Below are 26,404 nucleotides of genomic sequence, written 5' to 3' on the forward strand. Positions count from 1 at the left end.
TTGTGACAATCGCCCGCCCATGGCCGACGATCCCCTCGACCTGGTCGGCGACGTGCTCGGCGACCACTTCTGCGTCGACTCCGTCGCCGGAGAGGGCGGGCTCAGCGTCGTCTACCGGGGCCACCACGTCCAGGTGGGCTCGCCCGTCGCCATCAAGTGCCTCGCGCTCCCACAGACGCTCGACACGGACTTTTCGCGCCCGATCGTGGAGAGCTTCCTCGAGGGGAGCCGGCTCCACTACGAGCTCGGCCGCGGCAGCCTCACGATCGCCCAGACGCTCGCCAGCGGCAGCACGCTCGCGCCGCGCACCGGGGCCACCGTGCCGTACATGGTCCGGGAGTGGTTCGAGGGCGAGTCCCTCGCGCGCATGCTCGCGGGCCGTCGCGCGGAGCTCGCCGCCGGGAAGACCCTCCCACGGCGCTCTCTCGCCGACGCGATCCGGCTGCTCGAGCACGTCGCCGAGGGCCTCGCGTACGCCCACGGTCGCGCCGTCGTTCATCACGCGCTCCGGCCGAGCAACGTGTTCTTGGCCGTGTCCGAGGGGGTCACCCGCTCGAAGATCCTCGATTTTGGCGTCGGGCGCGCGGTCGACCAAGCGAGCGAGACCCTCGCCCCGCGCGCGCGTGTCCTCGAGCCGGCGTACGCGGCGCCCGAGCAGCTCGTGCGCACCCTCGGTGACCCCGGCCCCCAGGCCGACGTGTACACGCTCGCGCTCCTCGTCCTCGAGGTGCTCGCCGACCGCCCCGTGGTCGACGAGCCCGACGTGCCGAAGGCCATGCTGAAGGTCCTCGATCCGGCGGCACGCCCCACCGCGAAGGCGATGGGGCTCGACCTCCCCGAGGACGTCGCGCGCGTGCTCGAACGTGCGCTCTCGCTCGAGCCGGCACGTCGCCCGAGCGACGCGGGGTCCTTTTGGGCGGCCCTCGTCGAGGCCGCGGCACGCGAGGGCACGCTCGTCCTTCGCCCCGCGCTCGAGAACCCCAAGCGGGCCCGAGGTCGGCTCGTCACGCAGAAGCTCCGCGCGCTCGGTCGGAAGTCCCGCGCCGACGTCCCGGCCGTCAGAGCCGAGGCCGAGCGGCTCGTGGTCCCCGAGGGGTTCTCGCTCCCGCCACCGCCCCAGCCGAGTGTCACGGGAGGCGTCTTCGGGGACTCGACCGACGACCTCGACCTCGACTGGGACGCCGTGATCACCGCCCCCGAGAAGGCCGAGCCACCGAAGAGCCCCGCGACAAAACCGGTCGCCGCGGCCCCCCCGCGCCCGGCCGTCACCACCGCCGAAGCGCCACGGGCGCCGCGCTCGCCGAGCCCCACCGAGGTGGCGCCCGAGGCCGCGCTCGCCGACCTCGCCGATGACGCGAGCCACGCGACGTCGCTGCTGCCCCCCCCGTTCTTCTCGGCCGACGCGGAGACCGAGGAGCCCGCTCCCCCAGCCGCCCCCGCACAGACGAACCCCGCGCCCGCACCCGCACCACCCGAGGCCGCCCGAGCACCCGAGACGGCCCCGAGCCCCGCGGCGGAGGCTCGGGTAGCGAAGGCCCCACCCGTGGCGCAGACCCGGGACGGGTCGACCCCCGAGGCGCCTCGGGTCGAGACCGACGACGCGTCGACGACGCGGGTGTCACGAGGCGATCTCGACGCCGAGCTGCGCGCCGCGCCGAAGCCCGCGAAGAGCCCGTCGCGCCCCGAGGAGGCCGCGGTGGCCGCGCCCGCCGCCCCGAAGCCTCCCCCCTTGCCACCGCGGCCAGCGGAGCGGCCCCTCGAGCGTGAAGGTCTCGTCCTTCGACGGAGCTCGGCGCCACCGCCGTTTGCCCGACGGAGCTCCTCCCGGCCGCCGGCGTCGCTACGCCGCGCCCCTGTCAAACCGCAGGCCGAGGCCTCGCCGGCCAAGCGGAACGAGCTCCCGACGGTCCCGGCCCCGTCACCGCTCGAGGCCCTGGAACGTTCGTCGAGCGCCCCCAAGATCCCCGCCGCTCGGCTGCCCTCGTTCGACGGCCTGCCCGCTCAGACCCTCCCCGAAGCCGCTCAAGCCCTCCCCGGCTCCGGCAAAGCGGCCCCGCCGTCCGGTCACGACGCGGGGGCGTCCGGTCAAGCCGAGGCCGAGCCCGCGCGACCCGCCGGGAGTCCCGCTCTTCCCGCCGTCGCCACCGGTCGCGCGCGGGCCGCGGAAGAGCCGATCCTCCCGAAGAGCCCGCACGACGACGAGACGGCCAAGGTGGCCGCCAACGCCCGCGAGAAGGCCGCGGCCCTCTCCCTCGCCAACGACGACGCGCGCGCGCTCGCCGAAGAGATCCGTCGCCAAGCCGAAGCGAGCGCCCGCGACGGCGCGGGAGACACGAGCGCAAGCGCCGCGGCCCCGTCGAAACCCTCGGACGACAGCACCTCGGCGCTCTCCAGCTCCGAGCGCCCCAAGGCGAAGCGCTCGGGTCTCTTCGGGCCGATGGCCCTCGGGGCGTTCGCGAGCGCGGCCGTAGGGCTCCTCGTGGTCGCGTTCATCCTCGGGGTCGGTCGAAAGGGCCCGAGCCCGACCGACCCGAAGCCCCACCCGGCGACCCCAGGTCGCACCGAGCCGAGCGCCGCACCCGAGCCCGCCCTGACCCTCCAGCCCATGCCGAGCGCCGCCGCGCCCGAGCCCACCACGTCGAGCTCCGCCGGCGCGCCCGCCCAGGCTCACTTCAAACCTCGCGCCGCCAAGGCCGCCATCGACCGCGTCGCCAAAGAGGTCGCCTCGTGCCGCGGCGAAAAGAAGGGCTTGTGGGGAACGGGCGGCGCCACGCTCAAGTTCGGTCACGACGGCAAGGTGAGCGAGGTGACGCTCGGCCCGCCGTACCGGAACACGCCCGAGGGCGCGTGTGTGATCGAGGTGCTCCGGCAGGCCGACATGGGCGCCTTCGAGGGGCCATCCGTGGCCGTCTCGTACGAGTTCTTCGTTCCGTTCGTGGTACCTCGGCCGTAGCCCGCGGCGATCGCGTAAGCCCTCGGGGCGGCGTACGATGACGGCGTGAGCATTCCCTCTCGCTACGTGAACCTCGAGGCCGCGCGGGCGCGGTTCGGTGAACGCGCCGATCGCCTCGCGCCGTTCTTGCTCCGCGGCGATCCCCTCGCCGACGCGGTCGTCGCCGACGCGCTCACGATGCCCCGCGGGGCTGGTTTTTCCCTGTTCACGCGCGCGGCACGCGACGGCGTCGCGAGCATCCCAGAGGCGCCCGCGTCGTTCCGTGCGTTCTTCGGCGAGACCGAGCGTGTTCCCGCGTGGGTCGATCCGGTTCGGCTCGAACGAGGCCGCCGGCTCTTTTTGCGCTACGGGCCGCTCGCCGGCGCCGTGCTCGGCGGGCGCTCCCTCGTGCTCGGGTACATGTCGCCGGCCGGCAACAAACCGCTCGTCCTGTCGGGGCGGCTCGAGGCGCAGGCGCCACGTCGGCTCGCCGAGACCGGCCGGTTCGTCCAGGCGATCTCCGAGCCGCGCGGCCTCGACGTCGGCGCCGATGGGTACCAAATCACGCTCAAGGTCCGGTACATGCACGCGCAGGTGCGAGCCATGATCGAGCGCTCCGGCACGTGGGACGAGGCCTCGTGGGGGCGCCCCATCAACCAGCACGACATGGCCGGCACGACGCTGCTCTTCTCGATCGCCGTCCTCGATGGCCTGCGTACCCTCGGCGCCACGATCCCTCGCGCCGAGGCGGACGACTACCTCCACCTCTGGCGGGTCATCGGGAGGCTCATGGGCGTCGACGAGGAGATCTTGCCGACGTGCGAGTCCGACGCGTTCGCGCTCGCCGAGCTCATCGCCGAGACCCAAGAGCCCCCCGACGACGACGCGCGCGCGCTCACGAGGGCCCTGCTCCGAGTGCCCCTCGAGGTCGCCGCATCCCCCGCGGAGCGCCGCCTCGCCCCCCTCCGCGTCGCGTTCGGCACCGCGCTCACGAGGCTCCTCCTCGGAGACCCGCTCGCCGACGACCTCGGCCTCGAGCGCCGCGCCGTGCGGCACGTCTTCCCGATCCTCCGTGGCCTCACCCGCGTGCGCGACACCGTGCTCGCCCACCTCCCCGAAGCGCGTGCCCACGCCGAGGCCGCGGGCGCGCGCTACTGGGACAAGGTCGTCGAGCGGAGCCTCGAGGGAAGCCCCGCGAAATTCGAGCCCCCGAGCGGGCTCGGCCGCGTCGCCGTGCACGCCTAGAAGAATCGACCGCCCCACGTCACGAACGCCGCACCTCGCGCGACGGGAGGGGGTGAAGAGCTGTCCAAGAGTCGAAATTCCGGCGACGCGTGGCGAAGCCGACCGCCCCTTTCCCGTGGTGCCCACGCTCCTCTTGGCCGTCGTGGCCCTCGCCCTGGGCTGCTCGGCCCCGCGCGATCCGACCCCCAAGAGCACACCTCCGCCTGCCCCGCTCGCCGCGCCGAAGCTCGCCCCGTCGAGCCCAGAGCCCGAAGCCGCCGTCGCGCCGGCCGAGGTCACGACGAAAGGACCTCCACCCTCGACTACACCCAACTACGATCTCGCACACGACCTCGGGGTCCGCGATGCGGACGCCCACACGAGGCTCGGCAAGGGCATCGAGACGGCGACGGTGGGCGGGGTGTTCCTCCTCGTCGGGGCGAGGGGCTTCACCGGAGGGGCGTTCGCGCAGAGCCGGGACCTCGTCACGCGCGCGCTCGCCGCGTTCACGAACGGGCGGTTCGCGAAGACACCCCGCGAGGCCATCACCGTGTACCTCTTCGGGGACGCGGCCTCGTACGGCGCGTTCTGCAAAGCGGCGATCCACGAGCCGTGCATCTCGCCGTACGGTTTCTACTGGCCGAGCGAGCGGTGGATGGTGATGAACGCGGGCCTCGGCCTCGGGACGCTCACCCACGAGCTCGTGCACCCCTTGGTCGAGGCCGATTTCCCACGCGCGCCGACCTGGCTGAACGAGGGGATCGCGTCCGTCTTCGAGGCCCCCGCGTTCACGAAGCCCGGCGAGATCCACGGCGTGAAGAACTGGCGCCTCCCGAGGCTCAAACAAGCCCTCGCGTCCGGCGAGCGCCCGAAGGCCTTGCCCCACACCCTCTTCGGCATGAGCGACGAGACCTTCCGCGACGACGACGAGTCCCTCCACTACGCGCTCGCGCGGTACGTGTGCCAGTGGCTCGACGAGCGCGGCAAGCTCTGGGACTTTTACCACGCCTTCCGAGACGAACGCGACGCCGACCCGTCCGGCGAGAAGGCGTTCACGCGTGTCGTCGGCATGACCCCCGTCGAGGCCGACCGTGCGTTCCTCGGCTGGCTCTCGCGCCTGTGACGGAGGTTCGCGCCACGATTCCGGCTTGTGTTCCGCGGGTGGTGCACTAGATCCCGGCGCGCATGCCCTTCGCCGCTCGCCCCGCCCGCCTCGCTTGCCTCGCGCCGCTCACGGCTCTTTTCTTCGTCGCGCTCGGCGCGTGCGGAGACACCGAGACCGTCGCCGACCCGGCCGACGCGGGCCCGCTCGTGGTCGCGTGCGACGCGCAGAGCTGCGAGTGCCCCGCCGGTCGAACGTGCACCATGACCTGCAAGGCGGGCGAGGCCTGCTACGCGAAATGCCTCGACGGCTCCACGTGCGACGTCGACTGCGGCGGCGCGACCGACTGCGCGGCCCGCTGCTTCGACAACGCGAAGGGCACCATTCGGCGCAAGGACGGGGCGTCTCCGGTCGTCACGAGCGCACCCTCGGGCGACTGCAAGGTGTGCCTCGGCGAGTGCGTCAAGAAGTAGGTCGAACGTCCCCCATAGGCTCGACCGACAGCACACGCGACGCGAGCGTCTCGCGGCTCTCGAGCCCGAGCGGCACCGGCACGTCGGCGCGGAAGAGGCACGAGACCCCTCGCGTCGGCACGTAGGTGCGCCCCGGGTCCCCCACGAGCACCCGCACCCCGGAGGCCGCAAGCTCCCGGAACCATGGCAAAAAACGGGCAGCCGCGGCCGCGTCGTAGAACACGTCGCCGGCGAGCACGACGTCGAACCGATCGGCGAGCCCGTGGCCGGTGACGTCCTCTGCGCGCGCCTCGACGCTCACCCCCGAAGCCTCCGCGTTGAGCTCCGTCGCGGCGATCGCCAAGGGATCGATGTCGACCGCGACCACCTCTCGTGCGCCGGCCCTCGCCGCGGCGATCGCCACGAGCCCCGAGCCCGACGCGAAGTCGAGCACGCGGAGATCTCGCACCTCGGCGGGCGTGTCGAGCAGGTACCTCGCGAGCACCTGACCGCCCGCCCACGGGAACGCCCAGAACGGCGGATCGATCCCTCGCGACGCGAGCCACGCCTCGGTCGCGTGCCAGAGCGGCGTCACCTCGCTCGCCACGCGCACCGAGATCTCGGGGACGAGGGGCACCGGCCTCGACGCCGTGTGCTCGCGCACGAACGCGAGGCGCTCGGCGTGGGTGCGGGCGCGCCGCTCGAGCGGCTCGTCTTCGGGGGGCATGCCCCAGTGTCGCAAAACCACCCGCCGTTCGGAAAGGCACCTCGGCGCCTCGGGGTCGTGCCATCCTTCCAGGGTGACCCAGGGCATCGAAGGCAGGCTCCTCGGCGGCGCGTACCGCGTCGGGCGATTGCTCGGCCGCGGGGCGATGGGCGCCGTCTACGAGGCCACCCACGAGCGCCTCGGGCGGCCCGTCGCCATCAAGCTCCTCTTGCGGCAGGGCGCGGCCCTCTCCCCGGACGACGTGCGGCGCTTCGAACGGGAGGCCCGCGCGGCCGCCGCTCTCGGTCACCCCAACATCGTACAAGTCACGGATTTCCAATGGCTTTCTGGCGAGCCACCGATGCTCGTCATGGAGCGGCTGCCGGGCGAGTCCCTCGGGCAGAAGCTCGGGCGCGAGGGCGCGATCCCGGTCGAGCTCGGGTGCCTCCTCATGACCCAGGTGCTCGACGCGCTCGCCACGGCCCACCGCGCGGGCATCGTCCACCGCGACGTGAAGCCCGACAACGTGTGCCTCGTGCCGATGGGGCCGGGGCTCTTCCTCGCCAAGGTGGTCGACTTCGGGGTCGCGAAGCTCACGGGAGAGGCGCCGATCACCGTGCGCGGCACCATGGTCGGCACGCCGGCATACATGGCGCCCGAGCAGGCCCTCGCGGGCACGATCGACGGCCGCACCGACGTGTACGCCGCCGGGGCCACGCTCTACCACGTGCTCTCCGGCAGGCTCCCCATCGACGAGAACGCCCCGTTCGAACAGGCCCTCGAGCAGATCGTCCGCGTGCCGCCGCCGCCGCTGACGAGCGTCGTGAGAGGCATCGATCCGCGCCTCTCTGCGATCGTCGAGCGCGCGATGGCCAAGGATCCCTCGCACAGGTTCCAAACCGCCGACGCCCTCCGCGAGGCGCTCTTGGTCTTCGTGCAGAAGGCCCCGTCGTCCGCGGCGCTCCTGCCGATGTCGCACCTCGCGCAGTCGGTCACACCAGGCACGCCGGCCCTCGGGCCGAGCCCCTCGCCGTTCGGCCCCACCGTCGCGGCCGCGCCGCCCACCCACCCGTCGCCCCCCGCGCTCCCTCCGTTCGGGCCACCTCACGCGGCCGCGAGCGTGGGGCCTGTCTACGGCGCACCGACCACGTCTCCGGCGCCGGCCTACGGCCCTCCGCCCACGGCCGCGCCGCCCTACGGACCACCCCCTACGGCCCAGGCTCCCGCTCAAGGGCAGACCGGTTTTCCCGCGGCCCAAACGCCGCACGCGCCGGCGCGGAGCTCGGTCGGGCTCGTCGTCCTGGGCCTGGGCCTCGGACTGCTCGCCGTCGCGGGGATCGGCGTAGGGGTCGGCTACGCGGTGTGGCACGGCGAGGAGCCGCCGCCCACGGCCGCCACAAATCCAAACAAAGACGCGGGGTTGGCAACGTCCGCCTCGAGCACGGAGCCCGACGACGAGCCCGCTCTCGTGGCGAGCGCGTCCGGCAGCGCCAAGGCCCCTGCGGCGCCGTCGAGCAAGCGCAAAGACGCGGGAGCCCTCGACGCGAGCGTGTCTCCGACGCCATCCTCCTCGCCGTCCTCACCCGCTTCCTTCGACGCGAGCGTACCGACGTCACCCCGCGTAACACGCGTGATGACCCGTTCGGGTGCCGACATGACCCCGTACGGCATGGCCGGAGGTGAGGCGCTCGCGGCGTTCGACGCGGCCGTCCCGTCGTTCCGCGCATGCGCCCCGCTCGCGTGCCTGCGCATCGACAAGGTCGTGCGCGACGAGCCCTGGCTCTCGCTCGACGCGCGCTACGAGGTCACGACCTCCGGATCGCTCCGCCACGTGGGCTTCTCTCCGGGGCTCCCACTCGGACCGAGCTGCCCCGCCTACGAGGCCTGCATCGCGGCGCGCACCTCGTCCCTGAAGATGCCGAAGCCCTCGAAGAACGGCGTCTTTTCGGTGGGGCTCATGGTCGTCGAGCGCCCCGTGAAGTAGCGCGTTTCCCGAGGTGGCACCGCCGCGGAGAGGCCCACAGGCCCGCCCCGGTGGAAAAAAGGACCGTTTTCTGGCAAAGGCTCTCGGCCCGCTTCATGGTGGGCCCGCCGTGACCATGCCGTACCGCCCTGCCTCCGCCCTCGCCCTCCTCGCTGCTGCGCTCGTCGCCGGAGTCGGCGCCGCGGGCTGCAAGAAAGACGCATCCGGAGCCGACGGGGGAGCCGACGACGCCGAGGTGAGCGTGGCGGCGCTGAGCTCGGCCACCACGCCGAGCAAACCGAACCCCGCATGCAAGGGCGCGTGCGTCGCCGCGCTCGACATGGAGACCAAGATCTTCGAGAAGCCGAGCACCGCCTCGACGAAGGTCGGCTACCTGCGCATGGGAGCCATCGTACCGCGCGTCGGAGATCCGACGGCCAACGGCGAGTGCCCCGCGCCCGGTGGGTGGGTGAAGGTCGAGCCCAAGGGATTCGTGTGCGTGGGCAAATCGGCCACGCTGGACCTCGAGGCCCCGCTCGTGCGCGCCGCGAGCGTGCGCCCCGACGTGTCGAAGCCCCTCCCCTACGCGTACGGCTTCGTGCGCGCCGTCGCGCCCCAGTACCTTCGGATCCCCACGAAGGACATGCAGCTCAAGAGCGAGATGAGCCTCAAAGAGCACCTCGCCACGTGGGAAAAGAAGGGCGACAAGATGAACGCCGTGGTGCTCGGCGCGAACGACGTCGAGGCCTTCGGGTACAAGCCCCAGAAGCTCTCCACCGAGATGAGCGCCGGCGAGCTGTTCGGCGGAAAGTCCGACGCCGACCCGCCCCCCTTCTGGCTCGACGGCACGAAGCGCCTCATCCCGAACGTCTCCGGCTTCACCGTCCCCGACGGCGCCATCTTCGCGAACCGCGTGATCCGCCACTCGGGCCTCGCCTTCGTCGGCTATTTCAAGACCGACAAGGAGCACCTGAACCGCCCGTTCGCGGTCACGGTCGACCTCCGCCTCATCCCGACGACCAAGGTCAAACCCGACACGGCCTCGCGCTTCCACGGCGTCGAGCTCGAGAAGTGGGGCTTCCCCATGGCCTTCCTCAAACACGACGAAGGCAACAAAAAGGCCCGCACCCCAGTCAAGCTCACCGGCCAGCTCCGGGGCAAAGACGAGTGGCAAGAGCGCGAGCTCGAGGGCGGAACCTGGATGAAATCCAAGGACTTGCACGTGGCGCGTGCGCCCGGCGAGCTGCCCCCCGTCGCCGCCAAAGGCGAGAAGTGGATCGACGTCTCGATCGAGAACCAGGTCCTCGTGCTGTGGGAGGGCAAAAAGCCCGTGTACGCCACGCTCGTCTCGACCGGACAAGACGGCGCCGGCGATCCGAAGACCACGAAGAGCACGATTCAGGGCACGTTCCGCATCAAGAACAAACACGTCACGGCGACGATGGACTCGAACGGCAAGCCCGAGGGCGCCCCGGCGAGCGGCCCGCCCAAGGACAAGGACGGCAAGCAGCTCCGCCGCGGCTCGGGCACGTTCGAGCTCCGCGACGTGCCGTGGGTCCAGTACTTCGAGGGCGCCTACGCGCTCCACACGGCCTACTGGCACGACGTGTTCGGCACGCCGCGCAGCCACGGGTGCGTGAACATCGCGCCGGTCGACGCGCGCCGCATCTTCATGTGGACCGACCCCCAGGTGCCCGAGGGCTGGCACGGCGTGATCTCGGCCGACAACAAAGGCACGACCGTCAACGTGCGCTACTGAGGCGGCTCCGGGTGCCGCGCGGACAGGTGGGCTTTCGCCTCTCGCGCGATCCTGCGATGCTCGCGGGATGACCGACATCGTCGCGTGCGAGCGTGTGCATCCCCTCCCCGACGGCGAGCTCCGCCTACTCGGCGCCCACGACTGCGTGACCGGCGCGATGACCCGCATCGAGCTCGGAAAATCGGCTGTCTTGGTCGACTGCGGCGTGCCTCAAGGCCGCGACGCGCACGATTTCGTCTTCCCCGAAGCGGCCCGCGACACCGCCGCGGTCGTCCTCACGCACGGCCACAACGATCACGTCGGCAGCCTGCCCGCGCTGCTCGAGGGCGGCTACCAAGGCCCCATCTTCGGCACCGCGGCCACGCTCGCCGTCACCCGGCTCTCGCTCGAGGACGCCCTCGAGATGCAGCGCGCGTCCACCGCCGAGATACGTGCATTCCTCACGCGCTTCGACGCGCTCTCGCGCCCCTTCCCGTACGACGTGCTCCGCGAGGCGCTCCCGGGCATCTCGCTCGCCTTCCGCGAGGCCGGCCACATCTTGGGCTCCGCGAGCGTCGAGGTGCGGAGCGCGCGCTCCTCGGCCCTCGTCTCGGGGGACCTCGGCCGCCCCGGCGCGCCCATCTTGCGCGATCCGAACACCACGTGGGACATGAGCCGCCCCTTCGACGTCGTGGTCGTCGAGACCACGTACGGGAGCCGCGAGCACGCCCACGGACACGACGACGTGCTCGGCGATTTCGAGGCCATTTTGCTCGACGCCGTGGCGAAGAAGAGCCGCGTGCTCGTCCCGAGCTTCGCGATCGGCCGAACCCAGACGCTGCTTTACTACCTGAACGAGCTCGTCGAGTCGGGCCGGGTGCCCGCGTTCCCCGTGGCGCTCGACACCCCCATGGGCCTCGCCGTGACCGACACCTACAAGCGCTTCTCGCGCCTCTTCGACAAGGAGAGCGTCGAGAAGATGGCCCATGGGGACGACGACGTCCTCGACTGGAAGACCCTCTTCCCGATCAAACACGGGCGAGACTCGCGGAAGCTCGCCGACCTCCCGGGCCCCCTGCTCGTCATCGCCGGGAGCGGCATGTGCACAGGCGGCCGCATCGTTCGCCACCTCGTCGACGGCCTCCCCGACCCGTCGACCACCGTGCTCTTCGTCGGTCACCAAGCCGAGGGCACCCCAGGACGCCGCATCCAAGACGCGGCCAAGAGCGGGCGCGGGGTCCGCCTCGACGGCGAAGAGGTGAAGGTCCGCGCGCGCATCGCGACGCTGAAGGGCCTCTCCGCGCACGCCGACCGCAAAGAGCTGCTCGGCTGGCTATCGCACCTTCCCACACCTCGGAGGCTCGCGCTCCACCACGGCGATCGCGAGGCCCAAGAGGCCTTCGCCACCTACCTGGGCGAGCAGAAGTTCGGTCAACGACCGGGCTGAGGCGTCACTCTTTGGCGGGGCGCACGAGCTTCGCCACGGTGAGCACGTTCCACGCGGCGAAAATCGAGAAGAGCACCACGAGCACGACGGCCCAGCGGGCGTTGTCGGGGCGCTCCCCCTCGGCGAGCAAAAACGCGCCTTCCGGCACCACTTGGCCCGTCGCCGAGGCGATCGAGCCCGCGAGACCGCGGTGCTTCGGACCGACGGCGGAGAACTTCACGAGGCGCCCGGAGAACTCCTGGGGAGGGACGAAACGGCCCGACTCGGCCCCCGGGGGCACGTGCATCTCGACCCACACGTTCGGGTGCCCGACGACCGGCGCGAGGCGGTAGCTCCCCGAGTCGAAAGGGCGTTCGTAGCGAATGGCCCCGCCGCCGCCGAGCATGGCCTTGGCGTGCACGAGCTCGTTGCCCTCGACCCCGCGGAAATCGACGGCCCCGAGGTCGCCGAGCTCGCGGGGGATGGCGGAGGCGAAGGCATAGGCCACGTCTTTTCGGAGGGAGGCCACCATGGCGAGGGAGGCCAGGGCCGTCACGACGAGGAGGAGCACGGTCGCCCAGAGGCCCTGCTTCGGCGGATCCGGGAGGGCGAGCAGCTCCGGATCGAGCTCGTCCTCGGAGGGGCGAGACACGGGGCCTCCCGAGATCGGAGGGTGCGAGGGGGTGTGAGACGCGCTGTGCACGGTGGGCTCGGGACGCTTGGGCCTAACGATGGGAGAGAAGGTACACCGTACCGACAACGCCTGCACGGGGAGGTTCCCGAGGTTCCCGGAAAGACTTTGCGAAGAGTCGAAGACCTTGCGTATGCTGCCGGGGATGGCCTCGAACAAGCTCGTCACCTGTCCGTCCTGCGGCTTCGACAAGAACCCCGAAGGGTCCCAGCGCTGCGGGTCCTGCGGCGCCAAGATCGAGTCGCTCGAGGGCTCGGCCCGCTCCAAGGAGGACGAGGCCGATCGCCGATACCAACAAGACGGGCTCTCGGTGCAGTGGACGCTGATCGCCCTGGCCGTGCAGGCGCTCCTCACGGGCGCCGTGGTCTTCGGCCTGCCCTGGCTCATCCGCGCCATCGACTTCGAGGGCGGCAACGGCATGATCGTGTGCATCCCGGTGTGGTTCGTCGGGGGGCTGCTGGTCGGCATGATCTCCCCGGGGCGCACCTTCATCGAGCCCATGATCGCCGCATTTTTGGTAGCGATTCCGTCCACTTACCTCCTTCATGCGAGCCAGACGGTGCGCACCCTCCCGGCCTTCCTCTATGTGATCCTGGGGGGAATCGGCGTGCTCTTCACGCTCATCGGCTCGTACCTCGGCGAGCGCTGGCAGCTCGTCACCCCCAAGAAGGCCTGAGCTCCTTCCGAGCCTTCTTCCGTCGGCGCCCGCTTCCTTCCGGGGAGCGGGCGTCGCGCATTTCGTGAGGGCCCCGAGCGTCCATTGACAGGGGGTGGGGTGGGTGGTAACTCCGCGCGTCCCTAGCGTCCCCTCGCGAGGCGTAGAGGCCAAGCCTCCCGCCCGGACCTTCGAGAGAAACGGAAGAATTTGCCATGAACACCCCCATCATCGCGGACCTCGAGTCGTCGCAGCTTCGGGAGTCGGTCGATTTTCGCGTCGGCGACACCGTTCGCGTTCACTACAAAATCGTCGAAGGCGACAAGGACCGCATCCAGGTCTTCCAGGGCGTCGTCCTCAAGCGGCACCGCGCGGGCGCCCGCAGCACCTTCACCGTCCGTAAGGTGAGCTTCGGTGTCGGCGTCGAGCGCGTCTTCCTCTCGCACTCGCCCCGCATCGACAAGATCGAGGTCGTCTCGCGTGGCGTGGTTCGCCGCGCGCGCCTCTTCTACCTCCGCGAGCTGCAGGGCAAGGCCGCCCGCGTCCGCGACCAGAAAGACGCCTGAGCCCGACACCTCGCGAAGGGACGAAGGCGCGGCTGGCCCACGAGGCTGCCGCGCCTCGGCTTTTTTGTTCGAAAAGGAACGGCCCGATCCCGCTCGGCTCGCAACGCCCGTCCGTTCGGTGGCATCGTCAGGGCTGTGAGCCTCCGCATCGGTCAACTCGCCCCGGAATTCGACGTCGTCGCTAGCAACGGCCAGAACGTTCGCCTCGCCGACTACCGCGGAAAGAAGAACGTCGTCCTGTTCTTCTACCCGGCCGACTTCACCTTGGTCTGCACGCGTGAGGCGTGTGGCTTCCGTGAGCTCTACCCCGAGCTCGTCTCCCGCGACACCGAGGTCATCGGCATCTCGACCGACTCGAACGAGTCCCACGAGAGGTTCGCCCGGGAAAACCGCATCCCCTTTCCGCTCGTGGCGGACGAGGACCGTGCCCTCGCCGACGCGTACGACGCGAGGAGCGTGCTGCTCTCCCTCTTCGGGCGCGTCCGAAGGCTGACCTACGTCATCTCCAAACACGGCGAAATCGCTGGCATTTTCGAGGGCGAGCTGAACGCCTCGGCCCACGTCGACGGGGTGCGCGCGGTCGTCGCCAGGCTCGAGCCCGAGGCGCGCGAGGCGGCCCCCGAGGCTGACGCGGCCGCGGTCACCTCGGCCGGGGCCCACCCGAACGGGTGACGTGCATCACGGCATAGATCCTCGTACCATCGAAGATGGCGCTCTCTCGCGCCACCCGGAGGATCGATGAACCGTACTCGCGTGCTCGGCTTCACCCTGCTCGCTTCGCTCGTCGCCGTGCCCGTCGCGTGCTCCAGCACGCCCGACCCGGAAGGCACGGTGGACGCCGCGGTGCCGACGTCCACGACCCCAACGACGACGGTCCCCACGAGCACGCCCGACGCCGCTCCGGACGGCCCCAAGGCCGACTGCGAGAAGCCCGACGACTGCTCGTCGAAGATCTGTCTGCCAACGGGCAAGTGTGCGGTCGCCTCCAACACCGACGGCGTCCAAAACAACGACGAGACCGACGTCGACTGCGGCGGCATCACGAAGAAGGCCTGTGAGGACGGCAAGAAGTGCCTCACGCGCCTCGATTGCACGAGCAGCGTCTGCAAAGACATGGGCGACGGTCAGGGCCTCCGGTGCCAAGCGCCCAAGGGCGACGACCTCACCAAGAACGGCGACGAGAGCGACATCGACTGCGGCGGCGCGATCGCCCCGAAGTGCGCGACGGGCCTCAAGTGCGTGCAGAAGACCGACTGCGTGAGCGGCGTGTGCGACGCGGGCACGTGCAAGGCCCCGGCGATCGACGGCGTGAAGAACGGCACCGAGACCGACGTCGACTGCGGCGGGCCCACGGCGCCCGCGTGCGCCGACACCAAGATGTGCAACGTCGGCGACGACTGCACGAGCCGCGTGTGCACGGGGGGAACGTGCCGCGCGCCCACCCCGACCGACGCCGTGAAGAACGGCACCGAGACCGACGTCGACTGCGGCGGCGCGGGCAACCCGAAGTGCGCGGCCGCGAAGAGCTGCAAGGTCGCGAACGACTGCGCATCGGACGGTTGCTCGTACAACTTCAAGTGCGCCCCGCGGCGGAGCTGCGTGGCGCGGTTCGGCGGCGACACCTGCGGTCGCGGTGAGGTGGGCCAGGTCGGCGCCACCCACGAGAGCTGCTGCGCGACGGCGCCCGTGCCGGGCATGGCCGACACGCACCTCGGCAAGTACGGCGTCACGGCGGGCCGCATGCGCGCGTTCCTCACGTCGATCGGCGGCAACGTGCGCGGGTTCATCCAGGGCGAGCGCGCCGCGGGCCGAATCCCCCCGGGCGCGGCCATGAACGCCGCGTGGGACCCGTACCTGCCCACGAGCTTCGACGGCAACACCAACGCCGCCGAGCTCGCCGAGGGCTCGCAGAACGACGCGACGCCCATCCCCGGCGTGTATACGAGCGTGTGGCGTCACCTCGGCGGCTTCATCTTCCGCAACAACACGCAGAGCCAGACGGGCTGCTACGTGAGCGCGCCCGGTACGCACACCTACTGGATGACACCGCAGGTGCAGTCCTCCTACATGGGCGACATTCCCCACGTGGTGAGCCAGGACGTGGACGACACGAAGGGGCTCAACTGCGTGAACTACCTCATGGCGCAGTCGTTCTGCATCTGGGACGGCGGCCGCCTCCAGACCCGTGCGGAGTACGACGCCGCGTGGGGCGCGAGCACTTACCCGTGGGGCGCGAGCCCGGTGCCGAAGGGCCAAGGCAGCGCGACCTTCGCCGGCAACCGCTTCCCCACCGCGACCGACGAGAGCCTCCGCGCCGCCGGCAGCCCCTTCGCTCCCGCGGCGAACCAGAGCATCGAGTACGCGAACTTCCTCTACTCGTACGAGTACCCGAACCTCGTCGGCACCGACTACGCCGTGTTCATCGGGGCGCCCGGGCGGCTCCGCGGCAGGAGCGCGAACGGCCACTCGCTGAACGACGGGCTCATGGAGATCACGGGCACGATCTCGAACCCGGCGGCCGCGACGCCGTTCGCGTCGTCGATGACGTGGGCGAAAAATGGCTCGTTCGAGGGCCACGGCATCGGGACCACCCACTCGTCGCACCTCCTCAACAAGTACGGCAAGCTCGGCCTCCGCTGCGTCTACCCGACGCCCTGACGACCTCGAAGCCGTGACGGGCGAGAGCCCTCTACGCGCCCTACGGATTTCGTCCGTGGGGCGCGTCGTCGTTCGGGGTACGCTCGCCGCGTGACTCCGGGGAAAGCCACCCTCGCCGCCCTGTGCCTCACGAGCGTGCTCGCGGCCGCGACCGAGGCGCACGCCGGCGAAGAGACTCAAGACCCTGGGCTCCGCCGCGTCACCACCACGAAGACGTTCCGCTGGGGAGGTGACGTCCAAGGGGGCGAGCCGTTCGTGCACGAGAACGCGAAGGGCGAGCGCGTGGGGTTCGAGGTCGAGGTGGCCGACGGCATCGCCAAGAGGCTCGGCGCGAAGGCCGTGTTCGTGCAGAACGACTGGTCCGCCCTGGTGCCGGCGCTCGACCGTGGCACGTTCGACGTGATCCTGAACGGCTTCGAGATGACGGCCTCGCGCGTACCACGTGTACTTTACACACGACCGTACAAGACCTACGCCTCGCGCCTCATGACCCGCGCGAACGCCCCGCTCGCGCCCACCCGCGACGCGATGAAAGGGAAGCGTATCGGCTCCCTCGCGGGCACGCGCTCGTTCGAGATCGTGCGCGAAGCGGGCGCCGTGCCGGTGCCGTACGAAGGGTGCCTCGAGCCCTACATCGACCTCGAGAACGGGCGCATCGACGGGGTGCTGCTCGACGACCTCATCGCCGTCCGCTACTCGGCCGGAAAGAAGTCGCTCGTCGTCTCCGGAGACGTGGAGCCCGGGTTCTACGCGGTCGCGACGCGGCGCTCGGAGCCGGGCCTGCGCGATGCCGTCGACGCCGCGCTCGGCGACATGATCACGAAGGGGGAGCTCCGGGACATCCTCGCTCGCGCCAAGCTGCTCGAGCCACGCGACGAGAAGCTCATGACGTGGGACGCACCCGCGCAAGCCGCGGCGCTCGGCCAGCCACCTCCCGCGAGCGCTACGAGCCTCGACGGGGGCGCCGACGCCGGAGCCCTGCCACCGCCCGCGCCCGAGAGCACCACGCCCGCGCCCGAGGGCCCCGAGCCCGTGTTCGACCTCCCGCGCCTCGTCTTGCTGCTCCGGGCCGCGCTCGTCACGCTCACGCTCTCCCTCGCGGGCATGGCCCTCGCCGCGCCGCTCGGGCTCGCGCTCGCGTGCCTTCGCACCTACGGCGGTCGGCCCGTGTCGGCGATGGCGACGACGTACGTCGAGGTGATGCGAGGTACGCCGCTGCTCCTTCAGCTCTACTTGCTCTACTTCGGCCTCGCCCCCTGGGTGAAGCTCCCGGCGCCGTTCGCAGCCGTGCTGGCGCTCGGGCTCAACTACGCGGCGTACGAGGCCGAGGCGTACCGCGCGGGCATCCAGGCCGTCCCCGAGGGGCACACCGAGGCCGGGCTCGCCCTCGGGCTCTCGCGCTTCCGCGTCGTACGGAGCGTCGTCGTGCCGCAGGCGGTGCGGCTCGCGCTCCCCAACGTCACGAGCGATTTCGTCTCGCTCCTCAAGGACAGCTCGCTCGTGAGCGTGATCACCGTCGTCGAGCTGACAAAGCAGATGTCCATCACCGCAGTCGACGTGAGATCGTGGAGCGGACCGGGCCTCGCGTGCGCGCTCCTGTACCTCTCCATGAGCTACCCCCTCGCGCGCCTCGCGCGTCGGTTCGAGGCGCGCGCCTCGCGGAAATCGCGCCCGGAGGCCAAGCCATGATCGTCACGCGAGGGCTCTCGGTCGACACCGAGGCCGCCGAAGGAGAGCGTCCGCAGAGGCTCGACGACGTGACCTTCACGGTGGAGCGAGGCTCGTTCGTGGCGCTCGTGGGCGAGTCGGGCTCGGGCAAGTCGACGCTGCTCCGCGTGCTGTCGGGGTTCTTGCCGTTCTCGCGCGGCGAGGTGCGTGTCGCGGGTATGACGCTCGCGCCTGGCACGTGCGACGAAGCGCTGAAGCTGCAGCTCCGGAGGAAGGCCGTGCTCGTCCTTCAAGAGCCGAACCTCTTCCCTCACCTTCGCGTCGTCGAGAACGTGACGCTCGCGCTCCGCCACGTGCGCGGGCTCGGCGACGGAGCCGCGCGCGAGAGGGCGATGGCGATGCTCGAGCGCCTCGGGGTCGCCGAGAAGGCCAGCGTGTACCCGGGAGAGCTCTCGGGGGGGCAAGCCCAACGTGTCGCGCTCGCGCGGGCGCTGGTGCTCGAGCCCGCGGTGCTCCTCCTCGACGAGCCGACGAGCGCCCTCGATCCGAAGCGAAAAGTGGAGCTCGGGAAGCTCTTCGGAGAGCTCGCCGCCGGGGGCACCACGGTCCTCGCCGTGACCCACGACCAGGGCCTCGCGGATGCCGCTTCGGCACGATTCACCATGCACGACGGGCGCCTGACGGAAACCGGGTGATAGCTTCGTATCATGCGGGTCTTTCACGTCTTTTTTCCCTTCGCGCTCGGCGCCGCGCTTCCGTTCGTGGCGTGCGGGTCGACCCCCGAGCCTCCCACGGCAGATGCGGCGAGCTCCGCCGACGGCGCCATCCCCGAGGCGAGCACGGCGGACGGCGCGAGCCCCGACGCCACCCCCGTCGACGGCTCACGCCCCGACGCCGCGGACGCCGCTCCTGCACCGGGGCCCGTCTCGGGCACGCTCGAAGCGAAGGCCGTGGCAGGGCTCCCGACCCAGGCAAAGCTCGGCACCTTCGTCCCGAAGGAGGGCTCGGCGGAGCTTCGCCCGCGACCGAGCGGCGGCTCGGTGCTCACCGTGCGCCTCACCGAAGACCGCGCCATCGCCGCGTTTCGCACGATCGAGATCACGCTGTACGACGACACACAGACCCTCGACGCCACCGAGCGATTCCAAGCCGAGGCGAGCACACAGACCGCGCTCCCCCCGCGACGCGCTCGGGTCGAGACGTACCCCGCGACAGGCACGGCGCATCGCGCAGGCGGGGACGGCGCGGTCCTCGTCGAGGCGATCTCGGCCACCCAGGTCACGCTGCGCCTCCAGACCGTCGGCCAGTTCGGCCAGGGGCCAGGCCAAGACGTGTTCACCCTCGAGGGCACGGTCACGGTGCCCCTCGCCAAGCTCCCCGACGCGACCGGCGGCGCGGCCAGCCTGGCCGTGAGCAACCCCGAGAACGAGCCCATCACGGGCGAGGCGCCGAACTTCGTGCAGGCCTCGCTCGCGACGAGCCAGCTCTCCCTGAAGGACGCAAGCTACCCGTTCACGAACGACCGTCGCTCCGCGCTCTTCACCGACACGACGAGCGGCACGGCGCGGACCCTCCGCGTCGCGTTCCCGTCCGGGCACCTCCCGCGCGAAGGGGAGACCGTGTCGCTCTCCCGATTCGATCGGGTGAACGTGGTGTACTTCGAGGGGACCGGGATCTCGGGGGCTGCGGGCGAGAAGGTGTGGGAGGCGGACATGGGCAGCGCCGTCGTCGAGACGCGGACGCGCACCCAGCTCGTGCTCCGGCTGGCGGACGCGCGCATGCAGTCCGAGTCCCCCGACGCGAAGGGGATCTTTCGCCTCGCGGGCACCCTCACGATCCCGATCGCCGGCGAGTAGCCAAAAGGCTGCCTTTTCGAGCCGTTCGGCCTCGTTGACCGAGACGCGCGAGACGCCCCAGGAGCGCTTGACTCGGGGGCGGGGGTTTGCCATGGTGCGCGCCCCGCGAGGTGGCTCGCGGCGTGGGGCTCGTCCCCCTGGTCCAGCGTACCCTGTGGACCGGTTCAGCCTAGGGAAACCTCGGCGAAACGCCAAACGGCCGGCATCTCCTCGGGGGTTTCCCTTCTCGGGGTACGCAAGGAGAATCGATTATGAATCAGCAGCCCGGCATCATCGGCGAAAAGATTGGTTTCACTCAGTATTTCGCCGCCGACGGCAACGTCAAGCGCGTGTGCGTCGTCAAGGCTGGCCCCGTCGTGGTGGTCGCCAAGCGCACCCCCGAGAAGGACGGCTACACGGCCCTCGTCCTCGGCATGAACGACGCCAAGGAGAAGCACGTCACGAAGCCCGAGCTCGGCGTCTTCAAGAAGGCGAACGTCACCCCGAAGCGCGTCGTGCGCGAGCTCCGCTGCGAGCCCGACTTCGCCGCCAAGTTCGAGGTCGGCGCCACGATCAAGCTCGACGAGGTCTTCAAGGAAGGCCAGTTCATCGACGCGCAGGGCAAGACCCGCGGCCGCGGCTACACCGGCGTCATGCGCCGCTGGAACTTCGCGGGCGGCGTGCAGACGCACGGCACGCACGAGTACCGCCGTCACGGTGGCTCGATCGGTACGAACATGACCCCGGGCCGCACGCTCCCGAACCTCAAAATGAGCGGGCAGTACGGCGACGAGACGGTCAGCATCCTCAACCTCAAGATCGCGCGCGTCGACGCCGAGAAGAACCTCCTCCTCATCGAGGGTGGTATCCCCGGCGCGAAGTCGGGCATCGTCGTCATCCGCCACGCGGTCAAGAAGCGCCTCAAGGGCAACTCCTGATCGACGGCTGAGCTTCGGCTCGAAGGCGCCTCGCGGACCTCGCGAGGCGCTTTGCTTTTGTGCTGCGATTCTCGGGCGTTATGGCGCGATGGCGGGGTGTCGCCAGGGCCCTCGTGGCGCTTTTGTTTCGCATTGCGTTATTCGCAGCATTGACTTTGACGCACTTGCTGCCCACATGAAGGCAATGCGTCATTTTGTTGGATGGGTCGCCCCGCTCTCCCTCGTCGGGCTCTCTCTCGTCCCCCGTCTGGCTCGTGCGGAAGAGCCGCCGCCGGCCACCGCCCCGGCCGTCGTGAATGTCCCCGCCGTGGAGGCGACGCCGCCCGAGACGAAGACCCCGCAAGCGCCCCCCTCGCCGCGCGCTTCGACCCCCGAGCCGAACGAAAGCGAGAGCCCCTCGGGGCCCGCCCGCATGCGCTGGGACGACGACCGAGCGGCGCCCGCCGGCTACCACCTCGAGGGCGGCGTGCGGAGCGGCCTCGTGATCGGCGGCGCCGTCACCTTCGGCTCGCTCTACCTGCTCACGGCGCTCACCGCGGCCGCGCTCGACGACACGAACCGAGAGCGCAACGCCGGAGCTCTGTACGTGCCCGTGGCGGGGCCCTTCCTTCACTTGAAGGATGCGTCGAGCGACACGGCCAAGCTCGTCCTCGTGGTCGACGGCCTCGCGCAGGCGGCCGGTGCCGCGATGCTCGTCGTGGGCCTCACGGCCCCGCGCACGTTCGCCGTACGGAACGACGCAGCGAAGATCGCGATCACTCCGGTCCTCGGGCCGGGACGGGCGGGTCTCGTGGGCACGTTCTGAAGCCTGCTACACGACGCTCAGTCTTCGGTCGACCAGCCGCGCGCGCGCATCCACGACTGCTCGGACACCCCACGGAGGGGGCGGTCCTCGTCCCACACGACCGCGATCTCGATCGTCTCGGACGAGGTGTCGGGCTTCGGGGCGGGGCGGATCGAACGCGACTGGACGTGGAAGAGGCTCTTGATGGTCACGGCGCACCTCTCGGGTTGTGCCCACGGGGATTGCAACCCGGAGGCCAACGAAATAAGCCGTGATTTTCGCGAAAAAAGGCGCGACAAGGAGAGTCGGTGGATCCGACCGGATCCCCACCGCGGGACCACACGATCGGCCCGCGCGTCGCACCGAACGCCGAACCGCGCGAACCGAGCCGTCGTCCCATGAAGCGGAAAAACCCTTACAAAGGCGCCGACCGCTTCACCGTCGAAGCCAAAAAGGCCGGATACCCGGCCCGGAGCGTCTTCAAGCTCGAGGAGATCGACCAGCGCACGCGGCTCCTTCGCCCGGGTCAGAGCGTGCTCGAGCTCGGCGCGTCTCCGGGGAGCTGGGCGCTCTACGCGGCGGGGAAGGTCGGCGCGAAGGGCCACCTGCTCGCCATGGACCTGAAGCCCCTCGAGACGACGCTCCCTCCGCAGGCGGAGTTTTTCATCGGCGACGCCCTCTCGCTCGAAACCGAGGCGCTGTCGAAGTTTTTCCCGTACGACGTCGTCTTATCGGACATGGCGCCGAACACGACGGGGAACCGGCTCGGAGACCAGACGCGGAGCTTCGAGCTTTTCATGCGGGCCCTCGGCGTGGCCGAGGCGCTCTTGAAGCCTGGGGGGGCGTTCGTGGGAAAGATCTTCATGGGCGAGGACTTCTCCCTCGCGAAGGCCGCGGTAAAGCGCATCTTCGAGGTGGAGCGCACGATCCGCCCCGAGGGCACCCGCACGAACAGCTACGAGGTGTTCGTGATCGGCGAGAGAAAACGCGCAGCCAAGGCTCCGGGCGCCGAGGGGGCGTCGCCATGATGGCCGGTGTGGGGGAGCACGACACGCCGCTCGTCATGGGCGGCCGTTTCGTCGTCGAGCGCGAGGTGGGGCGCGGCGGCGTGGGCATCGTGTTTCGCGCGCTCGACCGCATCACGGCGCAGACCGTGGCGCTCAAGGTGATCGCGATCTCCGGCGTCGACGCGGGCGAAGAGGCGCGGTTCGCGCGTGAAGGCCGGGTGCTCGCGGGGCTGTCGGCCCCGGGCATCGTCAAGGTGGTCGCGTTCGGCCAGCTCGACGAGGGCCAACCCTACGTGGCCATGGAGTGGCTCGAGGGCGAGGACATCGCCCAGCGGCAGAAGCGCAAGCCGCTCACCGTGGCCGAGTCGATCGAGGTCGCCGCCCAAGTGGCCGACGCGCTCACGGCAGCGCACGAGGCCGGCATCGTCCACCGCGACGTGAAGCCCTCGAACGTGTTCTTGGTGGGGAGCGCCGAGGGCACCTCGGGCCCGTTCGTGACCAAGCTCGTCGACTTCGGCGTCGCGAGCGCCGAGGACGCGCGCCTCACGAAGACAGGGGCCATCGTCGGCACCCCGGCGTACATGGCGCCCGAGCAGGCCCGGGGAGAGTCCGAGGTCGACTCGCGCTCCGACATATACAGCCTCGGGGCCACGCTCTTCGAGATGCTCACGGGGAGGCCACCGCACGTCGGGCCGACCCCGATCGCCGTGCTCGCCAAGCTCGTCACTACCCCGGCGCCGCGCCTCCGCGAGCTCTTCCCCGACGCGCCCCTCTCGCTCGACGAGCTGCTCGGGCGCATGCTGTCGACCTTCCCCGACGAGCGTCCCGACACCGCCCGTGAGGTGGCCGAAGAGCTCCGCCGCATTCGTCACGAGCTCGACGAGCCCGAGGCCCCGAGCGCCCACCTGCTCGCGACCGAGCCGCCGATGAGCGTGGGGAGCATCGTGCTCTCGACGTCCCGAGGCCTCGGGGGGCAGCGCCTCGTCACGAGCATCCTCGCGACCTTCGTCCCGAAAGGGCCGGCGAGGCATCGCCTACTCTCCCACCTCCGCGCACGAGGTGCGGAGGCCACCGAGCTCGGCGGGGACGCGATCGTCGCGCACTTCGGCGTGCACAAAACGCTCGGGGACGAGGCGGCGCGCGCGCTCGACCTCGGCATGCGCCTCGCGAAGACGAACGCGGCCGTCGGGATCGCGACGGGGCGCTCGCGCATCGATCGCACGAAGCCGACGGGAGAGGTCGTGGACCGGGCCGCTGCGCTCGCGAGAGACGCACGAAGGGGCCAGGTGCTGGCCGACACGACGACGAGCGAGCTCGCCCGCGGCCGGTACGAGTTTCAGCTCCGCGCCGACGGGACCGCGGTCGTGGGCGGCGCCGTCATCGCGCGGCGCGAGCTCGTGGGAGGCGCGCCGTTCGTGGGCCGCGAAGCGGAGCTCGCCCAGATCCTGTCGGCCTACGAGCGCAGCGCCGAGGACAAAACGCCCATCTTCATCTCGGTCACGGGCTTGCCCGGCATCGGCAAGACCCGCCTCCGCCGCGAGGCGCTCGCAGGGATCGGCTCGCACCCCACGTCGCCCAAGCTCGCGCTCGTCCGGTGCGAGTCGTTCTCGAAGGGGCAGGCGCTCAGCGTCATGGGAGACGTCGCGAGGGCGCTCGCGCACTTGCCCAAAGGGGCGAGCAGCGAGGAGCTCACCGAGGCGCTCTCCGAGCTGACCCACGGGCGCGGAGGTCCGATCGACGACCGCAACCGAGAGCTCCTCGGGCGCCTCCTCACGAACGAGGTCATGCCCACGTCGGTCGACTTTCGCGGCGCGCGCGACGCCCTCTGGCTCGCGCTCACCGAGGCGACGCTCGGGGCCACCGCGAAGGGCCCGCTGCTCCTCGCCCTCGAGGACGCCCAGTGGGCCGACGCCGAGAGCCTCTCGTGGCTCGATCACGTCATGGGGCGCGCCGCGAAGCACCCGCTCTGCGTGCTCGTCACGGCGCGGCCCTCGTTCCTGCGTGAGAACGGCAAGAGGTTCTCGTCGCGCGATCACGTGCGCATCGAGCTCCGCCCCTTGGCGAAGCGCACGGTGCGCGCGATCGCCAAGGCCATGCTCGGAGAGCGCGCCTCGGGCGAGGCCGGCGAGGCAGCCCTCGAGGCGATCGCGGCGCAGGCCGCGGGGTCTCCGCTGTTCGCCGAGGAGCTCTCGCGGCTCGCCGCCCAAGGGCGCGACGCGACGGGCGCGCTCACGATCGAGGCCGCCATCCAGGTGCACCTCGACGCGCTCGACGAAGAGCTCCGCGACGCGATCGCGAAGCTGTCGGTGTTCGGTCTCCAGGGGTGGGACGCGGGCCTCGAGAGCCTCGGCGTGCGTGGTGCTCCGGAGGCGCTCCGTGCGCTCGGGGCCGCCGAGCTGCTCGTGGAGCAGGCCACGTCGCGCTTTCGAGACACCCGCGAGTGGGCGTTCAAACACGCGCTCACGCGCGAGGTGGCCTACGCCTCCCTCGGGGACGACGAGCTCCGCGAGCTCCACGCGAAGGCCGGGTTCTGGCTCGCGAGCCTCGGCGAGGACGACGCCACCGTCGCGCGGCACCTCGAGCTCGGTGGGCGCCCGAAGGACGCCGCGACCTACCTCGAGAGGGCCGCGAGGCGCGCGCTCGCCGCGAGCGCCCACGCCGACGCCGCGTCGTACGCCGAGAAGGCCCTCGCGTTCGCCGAGGACAAGCCCACGCAGTTCGCGCGCGCCTTCCTGCTCGACGAGGCCCACGTTCGCCTCGACCCTCGCGCGGCCGATCGCGAGACCGCCGTGTCGGCCATGGAAGACTCCATCTACGACGCCGCGAGCGGCGTGCGCGCGCGGGGTGCGAGGCTCCGCTACGAGGACGCGAAGGGCGGCGGACCCGACACCCTCGAGGGGCTCGACGAGGTCCGTAAGTCTGCGAGAGAATTGGGACTTTTCGACGAAGAAGCCAAGAGCGCGGCGGTGCTCGCGGCGCGCTCGGCGTTCGCGGGTCAGCTCACGCGCGCCGCCGACGTGGCCGAAGAGCTGCTCGAGATCGCCGCCCGGCAGAGAATCCCGGGCGCCGCGGTCGACGCCTGGCAAACGCTCGCCGTCGTTCGGCAAGCCCGGGGCGAAGTGGGGGCCGCGCTCGAGGCGCGGAGGAGCGCGGCGGAGGCGGCGTGCCAGGCCGGCCTCAAGACCCAAGAGGCGATGCTGACCATCAACGTGGGCTTCGCGCTCACGACGGTCGGCGCGAAGGCCGAGGCCAGGCTCGCCATCGACGCGGGCATCGCGCTCGGTCAGGCTGTCGGGAGCGCCGGGGTCATCCGTCACGGGCAGATGATCCTGCTCTGCTGGGCGGCGACCTTCGGGACCCCTCGGCCGAAGGAGCACCGCGCCGACGACACGCAAGACGACGGGAGCCCTCGCCCGAACGACGACACGATCGCCCTCCTCGCCGAACCGCGCGGCCTCGCCGACGGCGCCGCGGCGGGGGGATGGGTCCCCCACGATCGCGCGACGCTCGGAGTGCTTTACTATCGCGGCGTCGAGCTCCTCCGCAGCAACGACACGGCCGACGTCGAGCGCGCGCGCACCCTGCTCAAGACCGCGGCTGGCGCCTACCGCTCGACGAAGATGCTCGACCTCGTGCCCGTGGCCCTCGGCGTGTGGGCCGAGGCCGAGCGCCGACTCGGGGAACCCGAACGCGCCCAAGAGCTCGCCCTCGAGGCCGTGACCCTCCTCGAGGACGGCTCCCCGTCGCTCCTCAACGAGGCCCCGATCTTCCTCGCCCTGCACGACGCGTACGTCGACATGGGCCGCCTCCGCGACGCCCGGTTCGCGATCGAGCGCGCCATGCCGCGGCTCGTCTTGAGGGTCGATGGTCTACGCGGCACGCCGTACGCGAGGGAGTTCCTCGTGAACGTGGCGCAGAACGCCGGCCTCGTGGCGGCGGCCGAGGCCTACGGGCTCGTGCCAGGATCGCTCAAGCGTGTCATCGACGGCGCCGAGCCGGCGGGCGCCACGGGCGCCTGAGGTCGGGTCTCCTGCGGACCGAGAGCCGCAGGAAACCCGA

Annotated in this window: 21 protein-coding genes; 18 read left to right on the forward strand and 3 right to left on the reverse strand. The window is 71.0% G+C overall.

All coding sequences use genetic code 11. From position 1 onward, the window contains the following. Positions 1 to 19: 19 nt before the first annotated feature. From IPK71_28300 to IPK71_28315, 4 genes are all read left to right on the forward strand, one after another. Positions 20 to 2,953 carry a protein kinase gene (locus IPK71_28300; GenBank protein MBK8217646.1) on the forward strand — a complete coding sequence of 978 codons (2,934 nt, stop codon included), beginning with the start codon at positions 20 to 22 and terminating at the stop codon, positions 2,951 to 2,953. 45 nt (positions 2,954 to 2,998) lie between these two features. Further along, positions 2,999 to 4,177 carry a DUF2236 domain-containing protein gene (locus tag IPK71_28305; GenBank protein ID MBK8217647.1) on the forward strand — a complete coding sequence of 393 codons (1,179 nt, stop codon included), beginning with the start codon at positions 2,999 to 3,001 and terminating at the stop codon, positions 4,175 to 4,177. A 115-nt stretch (positions 4,178 to 4,292) separates the two neighbouring features. After that, a complete protein-coding gene (locus tag IPK71_28310; protein MBK8217648.1) occupies positions 4,293 to 5,279 on the forward strand; it encodes a DUF1570 domain-containing protein in 987 nt (328 codons plus the stop codon). A 62-nt stretch (positions 5,280 to 5,341) separates the two neighbouring features. After that, complete coding sequence (locus IPK71_28315; GenBank protein MBK8217649.1) at positions 5,342 to 5,731, forward strand: hypothetical protein; 390 nt, start codon at positions 5,342 to 5,344, stop codon at positions 5,729 to 5,731. Here IPK71_28315 and IPK71_28320 read toward each other — a convergent pair. Further along, a complete protein-coding gene (locus IPK71_28320) occupies positions 5,721 to 6,437 on the reverse strand; it encodes a methyltransferase (GenBank protein MBK8217650.1) in 717 nt (238 codons plus the stop codon). The two genes, IPK71_28315 and IPK71_28320, sit on opposite strands and share 11 nt — an antisense overlap. Positions 6,438 to 6,510: 73 nt before the next feature. On the opposite strand from IPK71_28320, the gene IPK71_28325 reads away from it, so the two are divergent. The 3 genes from IPK71_28325 to IPK71_28335 all read left to right on the forward strand — a co-directional run bounded on the left by IPK71_28325 (position 6,511) and on the right by IPK71_28335 (position 11,564). Beyond that, on the forward strand, positions 6,511 to 8,400 hold the full coding sequence (locus IPK71_28325; GenBank protein MBK8217651.1) for a protein kinase: 1,890 nt from the start codon (positions 6,511 to 6,513) through the stop codon (positions 8,398 to 8,400). 319 nt (positions 8,401 to 8,719) lie between these two features. Then, complete coding sequence (locus tag IPK71_28330) at positions 8,720 to 10,138, forward strand: L,D-transpeptidase (GenBank protein ID MBK8217652.1); 1,419 nt, start codon at positions 8,720 to 8,722, stop codon at positions 10,136 to 10,138. A 67-nt stretch (positions 10,139 to 10,205) separates the two neighbouring features. After that, positions 10,206 to 11,564 (forward strand): MBL fold metallo-hydrolase, encoded by a 1,359-nt coding sequence (locus IPK71_28335; protein MBK8217653.1) that lies wholly within the window; start codon positions 10,206 to 10,208, stop codon positions 11,562 to 11,564. A 4-nt stretch (positions 11,565 to 11,568) separates the two neighbouring features. Here IPK71_28335 and IPK71_28340 read toward each other — a convergent pair whose 3' ends face one another. After that, positions 11,569 to 12,195 (reverse strand): hypothetical protein, encoded by a 627-nt coding sequence (locus tag IPK71_28340; protein ID MBK8217654.1) that lies wholly within the window; start codon positions 12,193 to 12,195, stop codon positions 11,569 to 11,571. A gap of 184 nt (positions 12,196 to 12,379) precedes the next feature. On the opposite strand from IPK71_28340, the gene IPK71_28345 reads away from it, so the two are divergent. The 9 genes from IPK71_28345 to IPK71_28385 all read left to right on the forward strand — a co-directional run bounded on the left by IPK71_28345 (position 12,380) and on the right by IPK71_28385 (position 21,359). After that, positions 12,380 to 12,910, forward strand: coding sequence for a hypothetical protein (locus IPK71_28345; protein MBK8217655.1), 531 nt, complete (start codon positions 12,380 to 12,382; stop codon positions 12,908 to 12,910). 194 nt (positions 12,911 to 13,104) lie between these two features. Continuing rightward, positions 13,105 to 13,455: a 50S ribosomal protein L19 gene (gene rplS / locus IPK71_28350; protein ID MBK8217656.1), complete on the forward strand. Its 351-nt coding sequence runs from the start codon at positions 13,105 to 13,107 to the stop codon at positions 13,453 to 13,455. Between the two features lie 135 nt (positions 13,456 to 13,590). Next, a complete protein-coding gene (locus IPK71_28355) occupies positions 13,591 to 14,127 on the forward strand; it encodes a peroxiredoxin (protein MBK8217657.1) in 537 nt (178 codons plus the stop codon). Positions 14,128 to 14,193: 66 nt separating this feature from the next. Then, the gene (locus IPK71_28360) at positions 14,194 to 16,113 is read left to right on the forward strand and encodes a hypothetical protein (protein ID MBK8217658.1); all 1,920 of its coding nucleotides are present in this window, start codon (positions 14,194 to 14,196) and stop codon (positions 16,111 to 16,113) included. Positions 16,114 to 16,248: 135 nt separating this feature from the next. Further along, on the forward strand, positions 16,249 to 17,802 hold the full coding sequence (locus IPK71_28365) for an ABC transporter permease subunit (protein MBK8217659.1): 1,554 nt from the start codon (positions 16,249 to 16,251) through the stop codon (positions 17,800 to 17,802). Continuing rightward, the gene (locus tag IPK71_28370) at positions 17,799 to 18,476 is read left to right on the forward strand and encodes an amino acid ABC transporter ATP-binding protein (GenBank protein MBK8217660.1); all 678 of its coding nucleotides are present in this window, start codon (positions 17,799 to 17,801) and stop codon (positions 18,474 to 18,476) included. Before IPK71_28365 ends, IPK71_28370 begins: the two co-directional genes overlap by 4 nt. Positions 18,477 to 18,488: 12 nt before the next feature. Continuing rightward, complete coding sequence (locus IPK71_28375; GenBank protein MBK8217661.1) at positions 18,489 to 19,637, forward strand: hypothetical protein; 1,149 nt, start codon at positions 18,489 to 18,491, stop codon at positions 19,635 to 19,637. Between the two features lie 251 nt (positions 19,638 to 19,888). After that, positions 19,889 to 20,554 (forward strand): 50S ribosomal protein L3, encoded by a 666-nt coding sequence (gene rplC / locus IPK71_28380; protein ID MBK8217662.1) that lies wholly within the window; start codon positions 19,889 to 19,891, stop codon positions 20,552 to 20,554. 175 nt (positions 20,555 to 20,729) lie between these two features. Further along, positions 20,730 to 21,359: a hypothetical protein gene (locus IPK71_28385; protein MBK8217663.1), complete on the forward strand. Its 630-nt coding sequence runs from the start codon at positions 20,730 to 20,732 to the stop codon at positions 21,357 to 21,359. Positions 21,360 to 21,376: 17 nt separating this feature from the next. Here IPK71_28385 and IPK71_28390 read toward each other — a convergent pair whose 3' ends face one another. Continuing rightward, complete coding sequence (locus tag IPK71_28390; GenBank protein ID MBK8217664.1) at positions 21,377 to 21,550, reverse strand: hypothetical protein; 174 nt, start codon at positions 21,548 to 21,550, stop codon at positions 21,377 to 21,379. Between the two features lie 186 nt (positions 21,551 to 21,736). On the opposite strand from IPK71_28390, the gene IPK71_28395 reads away from it, so the two are divergent. Then, the gene (locus IPK71_28395) at positions 21,737 to 22,366 is read left to right on the forward strand and encodes an RlmE family RNA methyltransferase (GenBank protein MBK8217665.1); all 630 of its coding nucleotides are present in this window, start codon (positions 21,737 to 21,739) and stop codon (positions 22,364 to 22,366) included. Next, positions 22,363 to 26,364, forward strand: coding sequence for a protein kinase (locus IPK71_28400; GenBank protein MBK8217666.1), 4,002 nt, complete (start codon positions 22,363 to 22,365; stop codon positions 26,362 to 26,364). The genes IPK71_28395 and IPK71_28400 overlap by 4 nt, the downstream gene beginning before the upstream one ends. Positions 26,365 to 26,404 lie beyond the last annotated feature (40 nt).

The organism is Myxococcales bacterium, from assembly GCA_016712525.1.
Taxonomy (GTDB): Bacteria; Myxococcota_A; Polyangia; order Polyangiales; family Polyangiaceae; genus JAAFHV01.